Origin of the sequence: Anaeromassilibacillus sp. SJQ-1 (genome assembly GCF_046693725.1) — a bacterium.
Taxonomy (GTDB): domain Bacteria; phylum Bacillota; class Clostridia; order Oscillospirales; family Acutalibacteraceae; genus Anaeromassilibacillus.
In genome coordinates, this window is record NZ_JBKEIV010000020.1 from 1 (window position 1) to 10,216 (window position 10,216).

General features: G+C 46.4%; 10 protein-coding genes and 1 tRNA gene. 10 read left to right on the plus strand and 1 reads right to left on the minus strand.

Going from position 1 to position 10,216, the window contains the following annotated elements; genetic code table 11:
* The 5 genes from ACGCCZ_RS05790 to ACGCCZ_RS05810 form a co-directional block, all read left to right on the plus strand.
* A partial coding sequence (locus tag ACGCCZ_RS05790) for a hypothetical protein (protein WP_411655537.1) occupies nucleotides 1-224 on the plus strand: 224 nt, incomplete at its 5' end.
* Complete coding sequence (gene holA / locus ACGCCZ_RS05795; RefSeq protein WP_085531830.1) at nucleotides 224-1,282, plus strand: DNA polymerase III subunit delta; 1,059 nt, start codon at nucleotides 224-226, stop codon at nucleotides 1,280-1,282. The genes ACGCCZ_RS05790 and holA, both read left to right, overlap by 1 nt.
* 10 nt (nucleotides 1,283-1,292) lie before the next feature.
* A complete protein-coding gene (locus tag ACGCCZ_RS05800; RefSeq protein WP_411655538.1) occupies nucleotides 1,293-1,616 on the plus strand; it encodes a hypothetical protein in 324 nt (107 codons plus the stop codon).
* 53 nt (nucleotides 1,617-1,669) lie between these two features.
* The gene (locus ACGCCZ_RS05805; protein ID WP_411655544.1) at nucleotides 1,670-1,885 is read left to right on the plus strand and encodes a DUF4093 domain-containing protein; all 216 of its coding nucleotides are present in this window, start codon (nucleotides 1,670-1,672) and stop codon (nucleotides 1,883-1,885) included.
* Nucleotides 1,886-1,987: 102 nt separating this feature from the next.
* Nucleotides 1,988-2,071: transfer RNA gene (locus ACGCCZ_RS05810), tRNA-Leu, on the plus strand.
* A gap of 389 nt (nucleotides 2,072-2,460) precedes the next feature.
* On the opposite strand, the gene ACGCCZ_RS05815 is transcribed toward ACGCCZ_RS05810, so the two are convergent.
* A complete protein-coding gene (locus tag ACGCCZ_RS05815) occupies nucleotides 2,461-2,697 on the minus strand; it encodes a helix-turn-helix domain-containing protein (protein ID WP_054324787.1) in 237 nt (78 codons plus the stop codon).
* A 329-nt stretch (nucleotides 2,698-3,026) separates the two neighbouring features.
* Here ACGCCZ_RS05815 and ACGCCZ_RS05820 point away from each other — a divergent pair, with 329 nt between their 5' ends.
* From ACGCCZ_RS05820 to ACGCCZ_RS05840, 5 genes are all read left to right on the plus strand, one after another.
* Nucleotides 3,027-3,656 (plus strand): DUF6514 family protein, encoded by a 630-nt coding sequence (locus tag ACGCCZ_RS05820; RefSeq protein WP_411655539.1) that lies wholly within the window; start codon nucleotides 3,027-3,029, stop codon nucleotides 3,654-3,656.
* A 228-nt stretch (nucleotides 3,657-3,884) separates the two neighbouring features.
* Entirely contained in the window at nucleotides 3,885-4,598 is a 714-nt protein-coding gene (locus tag ACGCCZ_RS05825; protein ID WP_411655540.1) for an alpha-L-fucosidase, read from the plus strand.
* Nucleotides 4,599-4,805: 207 nt separating this feature from the next.
* Nucleotides 4,806-5,660, plus strand: coding sequence for a discoidin domain-containing protein (locus tag ACGCCZ_RS05830; RefSeq protein ID WP_411655541.1), 855 nt, complete (start codon nucleotides 4,806-4,808; stop codon nucleotides 5,658-5,660).
* Nucleotides 5,620-8,886 carry a Calx-beta domain-containing protein gene (locus ACGCCZ_RS05835; protein WP_411655542.1) on the plus strand — a complete coding sequence of 1,089 codons (3,267 nt, stop codon included), beginning with the start codon at nucleotides 5,620-5,622 and terminating at the stop codon, nucleotides 8,884-8,886. Before ACGCCZ_RS05830 ends, ACGCCZ_RS05835 begins: the two co-directional genes overlap by 41 nt.
* 26 nt (nucleotides 8,887-8,912) lie before the next feature.
* Nucleotides 8,913-9,224 carry a hypothetical protein gene (locus ACGCCZ_RS05840; RefSeq protein WP_411655543.1) on the plus strand — a complete coding sequence of 104 codons (312 nt, stop codon included), beginning with the start codon at nucleotides 8,913-8,915 and terminating at the stop codon, nucleotides 9,222-9,224.
* Nucleotides 9,225-10,216: the final 992 nt, after the last annotated feature.

Below are 10,216 nucleotides of genomic sequence, written 5' to 3' on the forward strand. Positions count from 1 at the left end.
TGCAGGTGGAAGTACTCCCCAAGACTTGGCGTTCTCCGGACTTTGTAGTCCTAACCCAAGCTGTAGAGGGGGTTGCCGGCGAGTATACGATTTTATCCATGGACGAGGGAGAGGTTCAAGAAGCAGCCCGTGGGAGACGAAATGTTGCGGTTACGGCTGGCAGAGGAACAGTCGTGGTAGAGTTAACGGATGAACAAACATGCCGAATCAGGAGGGATGCATAATGCCGGAAATTACAGAGACAGAATTAAAAAAGCAAATAGAACGTGGGACATTTGGAAATCTATATCTGTTGCACGGAGAAGAAAAATATTTGCTCAAGCTTTATGCAAATCGACTGATCGATAAGGCTTGTGGATCATCATTTCAGGATTTCAACCTTCAAAAAATGGATGGTGGAAGTACCTCCATTGACGAGATAGCGGACGCTGTAGAAGCGTTGCCGTTACTTGCAGAGCGAAAGTGTGTGGCGGTATCCGATTTGGACGTAGAAGCACGTAACGCTTCTGAGACAGCCAAGCTCTATGAGTTGTTGGAAAATGTTCCGGAGAGTACCGTATTGGTGTTGTATCTTCCATCGGTTGAAATTGATTATAAAAAGTCCGCCAAGTGGAAGAAGTTTTTGGCTGCGGTTCAGAAATTAGGGACGACGGTCCTTTTTAAGCGCAAGACCCAGGCGGACGCTGAAAAGATGCTTTGTGCGGCGGCTGCAAAGCGTCACTGTGAACTATCCCGTGCCGACGCAGGGAAGATCATTGAATATGCAGGAAACGATTTGCAGGTACTCTTTCAAGAATTGGAGAAGCTCTGTGCCTATGTGGGAGAAGGGAAAGAAATCACCCGGCGGGAGATTGATCTCTTGGTCACGAAGAACTTTGAGACGACCGTTTTTTTGTTGTCCCGTGCCATCTTAGCCCGGCAATATGACAAGGCCTATTCCATTTTGGATTTGCTCTTTTATCAGAATGAAGAGCCCGTTTCTATTTTAGCAGTTTTGTCCACCTCATATTTGGATTTATACCGAGTACGTGCTGCAGTTCAGAGCGGTAAGAACAGTTTAGAACCGGCAAAATATTTTGATTATAAAGGGAAAGAATTTCGTTTGCGCAATGCAGAACGCGATGGGGGCCGCTTTTCAATGGAAATGTTGCGCGAGAGTTTGGAAGTCCTTTTGGCAGCCGATCTCTCCTTAAAGAGTGCAAGGGGAGACCGCCGGACAGTGATGGAAAAGTTGATTGCCCAGTTGCTATTGATTGCAGAAAAGGAAAAATTTGCAGAGTGAGGGAAAGTACGTGCGCTTAAAGATTCAGGAAGCTGTGATTGTAGAAGGAAAATATGATAAAATCAAGCTGTCCTCTCTGATTGATGGATTAATCATCGAAACAAATGGATTTCAAATATTCGAAAGATCCGGAACAGATGGCGATGATACGGCGTCTGGCAGAGACACGTGGGATTTTGGTGTTGACCGACAGCGACGGGGCAGGGTTTGTAATTCGCAACTATCTGGCGGGAGCAATCCCAGCAGAACAGATCAAGCACGCTTATGTACCGGATATTTTTGGGAAAGAAAAGCGCAAAGAGAAGCCCTCAAGAGAGGGAAAGCTCGGCGTTGAAGGGGTACCCGCCCAAACGATATTGGAGGCTCTCCGGCGTGCAGGGGCAACTTGTGACCAGACAGCGGAGTCAAAGAAAAGGCAGGAAGATCACCAAAGCGGATCTTTTTGAAGCGGGTCTTTCCGGGGGAGAGAACAGTGCCCAAAAGCGAAAAGTTTTGCTCAGGAAGCTGAAATTGCCAGAACATTTGGCGCCAAATGCACTTCTAAAAGTGTTGAATAGCTTGATGGATTATGAAGAATTCAGCAGACAAGTACAAAAGTTATAGAACGAGTGGAAAGTACAATGAAAAACAAAAAAGAATGCAAAAAATTTGATATTTTGTCTTGACATTTTATAGGAAACAATGCTATAATAACTCTCGCTGAATGCGCGAGTGCTGGAACTGGCAGACAGGCACGTTTGAGGGGCGTGTGTCTATGACGTACGAGTTCAAGTCTCGTCTCGCGCACCAAATTTGAAACCCTGAAACCCGCATGAATGGTGGGTTTTGGGGTTTCTTTTTTATCTTCGATCAACAAATTGATCAACAATTTTACAAAATAGATCAACGCTATGGAATGATTGTTTTTTGAGTTTTGTCGAAATATATTCGAGAACGTTTTACTGTTAATTGCAATAGAACAGGCGGTAGGCAAGGGGAGAATGGGGGCTGTGTCCGTAAATCCTATAGACTCCGTTTCCAATGGTTTGTCCAGAGCCTTAAAGAGCCCCTAAGGATCTGTTCCAGCCGCTTTTAGCCATTAGGGTTTGTAAGGAAATTACTTGAAAAATCATATGATAATATAGGATCAAATGAAACGTCCGTAGAGTCTCTATCAAAGAGATTCTACGGACGTTTTGCTATAAGATACTAGGCGGATATTCCGATAGGTCTTTTCTATAGGCCTGAATATCAATATTGAAGAAAAAGACCAGGCGAAGAAAAATTTCGGAACCAGGTGAGATCTCTCCCTTTTCGATCTTTTGATATTCTCGTAGAGAGATGAATACGGCATCTGCAACCTGCTGCTGTGTCAGCTTGCGTTTGTCTGTGCGATTGTGATAGATGTCGTGCCCAAAGTGCATTTTGAATGACATAAATATTCCTCCTTGAAAAGAAGGATATTCGAATATGCACGATCATTCTACGAATAAAAATTCATATTGTAGATTATGTAAAAATAATTCACATATTTTTAGGACATTTGAGAATGAAAAATCGATTCTATTAGAGGAATCGAATTGGGAAAAGTCTCATTTTATCAAAAAATACTGGTTCGGCCATCCTTTGCCTATCTTAGGTAGTACTTCCTTTTATGTACAAAAACAAAAACCTGTATCATTCGACATAAATAGGTGTTTTATGACTTTGTGAAATAAATTTTTTTATAGTATGATTACGGTAAGTTCAGGAAAGAGGAGATTATATGGAAGACTACCGAACCATCATAGGAGAAAATATTCGCCGTCACAGAAAGCGGCACTGCCTCACCCAGGAAGATTTGGCGGAGTTGACCGGCATCCAACCATCCTCTGTTGGGAAAATAGAGCGTGCACAGTCAAATCCAAACTTAACCACACTGTTGCGCTATGCGGATGCATTGAAAATCGATTTACCTGCGTTGTTTATTGATCCCAATTCAGAAAAGATAAACGATTGTGTGCCCAATATCCCTTTGTCCGCCCTTCCGGAGCCCAATCGTTCAGCAGCGAGGCTCCTATTACAGGTGCTAAACGATATTGTGAATACAGAATTGGATGAAAGCTATGTTAGCTCCCTATTTTTAGAAATCCTTCGTTTGGTACGGCATAGTGTTTTTGAGGTGACATCCTCTTCTTGCAGGGAGGAAATGTACAGTGGAGTGCCGGTTTATGGAGTAAAAGCAGTATTTTATAAGGAAGGGCGTATATATCGTACAGAAGAGATCGCGGATTTATCTACAGATCGCCAGATAGTGGAGCATTTTATAGCCCGTCTAAATCGCAACTTCGTCTCCTATGAGAATTTTCGTGATCTTCTGGATGACTTTATGAATAATTTTGGAGCATGGGAATAATATATGCCCAATAACCGTTTCTTTCTCATCAATGAAATAATAAAGTATATTCGATTGGATAAATTATTTGAAAAAGTCCGTAGAAGTACAACAAATATACACAATAAGATACATAAAAAATAGTTTATCATTTGATGAATATTGTGAGAAACGATATAATTTAAATAAGCAACTATTGCGATATATGCGCAATCGGAAACTTAACAAGAAAGGAAGGATTTAGAAAGAATGAAAAAGACAAAAAAGTGGTTGTCGCTTCTGGTAGCGGCTATGATGGCTTTGCAACCATTGACGATCCATGGTGCGGCGGCGGCAGAAGATGATGTATCTCCTCCTGAAGCTTGGGGACCTCTTCCGACAGAGACACAGTTGCAGTACCATGAAGAAGAATTATCAGCGTTCATCCATTTTGGTGTTAACACCTTTTATGGCGTAGAATGGGGAACTGGAAAAGAAGACCCGAATGTGTTCCACCCAACAGGTTTGGATACGGACCAGTGGGTAAAGACATTGAAGGATGCTGGCTTTAAGCGCATCATCATGATTGGGCGGCACCACGATGGGTTCTGCCTGTGGGATAGCGAGTACACCACCCAGGACGTTGCCAGCAGTACCGACTTTCAAGCTACACAGGCAGCCCGGGGACAGTCTGGAGACGTTTTGGAAGAGCTCTCCAAATCCTGCACAAAGTATGACATGGATATGGGATTCTATCTTTCTCCTTGGGACGCCAATAATCCCAGCTATGGTTATGGTACGGGTACGGATGAAGAGACCGATTCAAATGGCGATTACAATGAATACTATATGAATCAGCTTCGGGAAGTACTGGGCAATCCAAAGTACGGCAACGATGGTAAATTTGTTGAGGTCTGGATGGACGGTGCAAAGGGAGCGGCGCTGCTGCCCAGCATTATAAATTCCAAGAGTGGTTTGATTTGATTGAGGAACTTCAACCCGGCGCAGTGGTTTTCAGCCCATATGGCTCGACCATCCGTTGGATTGGAAATGAATCCGGTAAGGCGGGGATCCCTGCTGGTCAAAGCTAGATCAACAACGCCAGAGGGATTACTACGATACATATGGAGGGGACGAAGCAAATTATCTAAATAGTGGCGATCCAAATGGAGATATTTGGAGCATCGGCGAGTGCGACGTTTCCTTAACGTCCGGATGGTTTTGGAAGGCGGAAAACAGCCGAAAAGCATGGAAGAGTGTACAGACATCTATTTCAAATCTGTGGGACGTGGTCAGCCGTTGCTGCTGAATGTTCCGCCGGATACAACCGGTGTTTTACCAGAGGACTTTGTCGACCGTGTATCGGAATTGGGAGAGACGATTCGGGATACCTTCCGGACTGATCTGACAAAACAGGAGGGGGTAACAGCAGAGGCGACCGCTGTGCGTGGCAATAGTCCAACTTATGCTGCGGCCAATGTTTTGGATGACGATTCAGACAGCTATTGGACCATGGACGATGGCCAGACGACGGGAAGTATCACGATTGATTTAGGTGGAACCAAGTTGTTTGATATTGTTTCCATTGAAGAGTACATTGAACTGGGACAGCGAATTTCCGACTTTACCGTAGACGTTCATACTTCTTCCGGTTGGAAAGAATTTGGTTCTGGGCACACCATTGGTGCAAAACGTTTGGTACGCGGTGCACCCGTTCGTGCAGACCAGATTCGCGTCAATATTACCGGTTCCCAGGCTGTGCCGTTGATTGAAAATATCGGCGCTTTTAAAGCCGAAGGTGCGTTTGAACAAGAATCCATTATGCCGGAAGGCTTATCCATGATTGACGATCGTGAATTCGATCGAAGCGACGGTTGGAACCTGGAAACCATTGATGGTGTTAACGATACCGGCATGTGGGCGAACCCTGGTGCTGAGGCGAGTTTCACCTTTACTGGCACAAAGGCATGGATTGTTGGAACAAAGATTCCGCAACCATGGTACGATGGACGTATATGTGGACGGAAATTTGGTTGCAACCCCTGACGCATATCAGCCAAATCGCCAACTCAAACAGATTCTCTATGTGACTGATGATTTGCCGTATGGAGAACATACAGTGCGTATGGTTTGCAAGACAAAGGCAACGGGACTGGATGCTGCCTTTATATTGGACAACAACGGCGCAGGGATGTTTGAGATTGATCCGGCCAGTTATACGGTTCTTGAAGGTGGCACGCAGAATATTGTCATCAAGCGTGTTGGTGGCACATCCGGAGAAGTTTCTGTCGATTTTCAGACTGCGCCGGATACCGCCGTTCACGGAAGACACTATAACGACGTGAATGAAACAGTGACATTTGCGGATGGACAGGACACGGCAGAGGTGACCGTAGAAGCCATTGAAAACAATGAGGTCACCGGTGACCTCCGTTTCTTTGCGGAGATTGTTAACCCGGCTGGAGGCGCTATTTTAGGATTTAATACGCGCGCAGATGTCATTATAAAGGACAATGACTTGGTGGATAAAAATGCTTTGAAGGCTGCACTGGAGAAGGCAAATGCGGAGAACGAGGGCTGGTATACCTCTGCAACATGGATGTCCTTTGTGCAGGCCAGAGAGGAAGCACAGGCGGTTTATGATAATTCGGATGCGACAGCAGAACAAGTGAATACTGCTCTGGAGAATTTGGAACAGGCTCAAAAAGGGCTGGAAGACCGAACTGCCTTTACAGAGGCGGACCCCTTTATCCTTCCAAAAGAAAATGAAGGGGATAAATTGGCGGAGGCAGAGTTTTTTACTCTGGTACCAATTTCTGGGGACAAATATGTCCGAATCGAAGAGGACGCCAATGCGAGTCATGGACAGAAGGTAGGCTGGATGGAACCAGGCAATGTCATCAAGTTGCCCTATGTAGCACCCAATGCTGGCACATATCGTGTCGACTGTCGTTATCAGAGCGGCCGTCTCAGCGAAGAAACTGCCAATGTGATCAATTGGAGTGGAGATGGGATTCAGAGCGGTTCGGTGCGTGTCTTTGGGGACAGCAGTGCGCCGTATAAGAACGTCACCTTTGATTTAATCGTCACAGAACCCGGTGCAGGGGAATTGGTGATTACAGCGGATTCCAATGCAGGCCCCAATCTTGACTTCTTTACTTTTACCGCCAAAGATTTGGTAGCAAATACGTACATCATTACAGCAGAGGCAGGAGAGAATGGTTCAATTGAGCCTTCGGGAGAAATCGCAGTGAAAGAAGGCTCTTCACAGACCTTTACGATCACGCCAGACCGTGGCTATGAAATCGCAGAAATTTTGGTGGATGGGGAGCCAGCGGACAAAAAATCCACTTATACCTTTGAGGAGGTAACTGGGAATCATACGATTTCTGTTTCCTTCCAGGAAATGGATCATTATGGGGAGAATCGGCCAGTTGTTTTGAACAGCAGTACCACACCGGTTGAAGTGGAGGCTGAACTCCTGGAACTGGGCGGCGAAGGTGGACTTATTGAGGACAATGCCTATGCAAGCGGCGGCAAGGCAGTCGGTTGGCTGGGCAATTGCGGAGACCATGGAAACGCTTGGCTGAATCTCTGGGTGGAAGTGCCACAGGATGGAACCTATGACATCGCCGTATCCTGCATGGCAGGAGCACAGAATATACTTTATTATGAGAATCTTGACCAAACGGTTCAGGGGCGGATTTCTTGTGAAAATACCTATCCCAATTTCGTGGAAAAGACCATTCGCGTCGAGCTGAAACAGGGGATAGACCGGTTGAAGTTCTTCAATGATGAAGAGTCCACAGCAAATTTGGACAAATTTACCATTACAGCGGTACAACCCAAACTCACAGTGGTTTCTGTGAAAAATCCGGAGAAACAGACCGTTGTATCGGGCACTCTGTTCGAAGATCTCGATCTGCCGGAAACGGTAACGGTGGTATTGAGCGATGGATCGACAGAAAAGGCAGGGGTCGTTTGGGAGAAGGACGGCTATTTGCCAGAGGTCGGTACCTATACGATTTCCGGCATTTTAACGCTACCTGATGGAGTGGAAAATCCGGAAAACTTACAGGCAGAAGCAACGGTCGTCGTAGAAGAACAAGAGTTGTCTCCGCATTTGTTCTTTGTACAGTGGAATGCCAATGCAGAGCTGGAAGTAGAGGGCAATGTGAACGAAGTCATTTTGGAGCGTGACGGTATTTTCAGTGCAGAAGTTATGGCGGGCGAGGATTTAAAACTGCATTTTACGCCCGTGGGACAGTCCTTCAACGCGGTTACCTGCAACGGAGAGACGATTCCATTTGAGGCGGATGGGTTTACCTATTCGGTAACCATGCAGAATCAGGATACGAAGCTTTACTTCCATTTTGTGGTGGTCAACAAGGCAATTTTAGAGGCCGCCTTGGATGTAGCAAACACTGTAACAGAAGAAGAATTGGAAGATCTGGCGGATACAGTAAAGCAGAACTTCTTGGAAGCGAGAGAAAATGCCCAAGAGGTGTTTGATAAAGATACAGCTACACAGGCAGAAGTCAATGAGGCTTGGAAGCTGTTGATCGAGGCAATTCATTACCTTGACTTTGAAAAGGGAGATTTGACTTCCCTTGGAAAACTGCTGGAGATTGCATCAAAGATCAATCCGGAACTCTTTACAGAGAGCAGCTATGAAGGGTTTGAAGAAGCTTATCAGACCGCGCAGGATGTCTATGATTTAGGTGGAGATGCTTTGAAGGGAGACGTCGAAAGTGCATACTACACTTTGGAAGAAGCTCTCAATCGACTGATCTTTAAAGCCGACTTGAGTTCTTTACAGGCTGTGGTCGACTATGCTAAGTCGCTCTGTCTTGAGGATTATCGCCCAGAGGGGCAAAAAGAATTCCAAGAAGCGCTTACAAAGGCAGAAACCATTCTGGAGAAAGGCGCAGGGGCTGTCACGCAGGAGAAGGCCGACGCAGCAGCTGCTGCGCTTACCAAGGCGATAGAGAATCTACGCAGAATTCCAGATAAGGACGCTTTGGGAGATCTCATTGCACAGGTAGAGAACATGGATTTGAGCAATTATACGGCTGCATCGGTGCGAGCGTTAAATGGCGCATTGCAAAGCGCACGGGAGGTAGTGAAGGACCCGCAAGCGACTCGCGACCAAATTGTCAAAGCGTATGACGAGGTAGAGGATAGAGTCGAGCAATTGGAAACGAAAAGCAGAATGGTTCCCATTCCGGAGGTTCCAGCAGCAGTTCTTCAGCAGGGAATTCCTATGGAGTAGGAACGGCTCCCGCAACAACAGTTCCAGTGCTACCGACAGAGAATTGCCAGACACAGGTGTTTGTTGTTTCCGACACAACACTTCCGTTTACTTTAAAACGAGGCAGCGCCTATCGCTTTAAGATGACTGTAAACGGCAGTATGACGGCTGTTCCAAGCTTTACCGTTGGCAATGGTGATGTACTCAAAACGCAATTTGTGGCAAAGGTTGGGAACGACTATTACTTCAGGGTTTGGGCAATCGGTACCCCAGGAACCAGTACAGGCGTATATACCACTTTGCCGGGCCGAGAATGCACAGCTGCATTGTACGGTGGCCGTTGGTTGAGCACTGGATAACTTACAAATGGTATAAACCCATTCAGTTAGGTAGCAGATGACGGAAGCGCGCTTTCATAGAAAACGCCGTAGGCGCGGAAGACGCTGTGCGTCTACCGGACCAGAGCCCGGGAGGTCTATACGACCTTGCCGGGCTAGAATGCACAGCTGCATTGTACGGTGGCCGTTGGTTGAGCACTGGATAACTTACAAATGGTATAAACCCATTCAGTTAGGTAGTAGATGACGGAAGCGCGCTTTCATAGAAAACGCCGTAGGCGCGGAAGACGCTGTGCGTCCGCCAGGCGAGGGTACGGGAGGTCTATACGACCTTGCCTGGTCAGAATGCGCAGATGCATTGTACGGTGGCCGTTGGTTGAGCACTGGATAACTTACAAATGGTATAAACCCATTCAGTTAGGTAGCAGATGACGGAAACGCGCTTTCATAGAAAACGCCGTAGGCGCAGAAGACGCTGTGCGTCCGCCGGGTCAGAGCATGGGAGGTCTATACGACCTTGCCAGTGCAGAATGCGTAGATGCATTGTACGGTGGCTGTCGGCTGAGTACTGGATAACTTGCGAATGGCCTAAGTCATTCAGTTAGGCAGCAGATGATGGAAGCGCGCTTTCGTAGAAAACGCCGTAGGAGCGAAAGACACTGTGCGTCCACTGGGCCAGAGCACGGGAGTCTATACGACCTTGCCGGTGTAGAATGCGCAGATGCATTATACGGTGACCGCCGACCGAGTGGAAATGGCAACCTTTGCTCTATGCAGAAGAGGCGCAGTTATTCCAGTGAAAATAAGGGATCGGTTGTCCAGATAAGTGCATATTATGTGTAGCTTTCGATAGATCCGATCTTTCCAAAGAAGTAGTCACCGTAAAGTGAATGAAACCAGTGCAGCGGCGCACGAAAAACGCGAAAGCGTTTCACGATAAATGCGAAAACTCACACGAATATCAAGTCGTTCCCGGTTAATATCGGTTCCAGCAAATAACGAAGTTGAGCAGA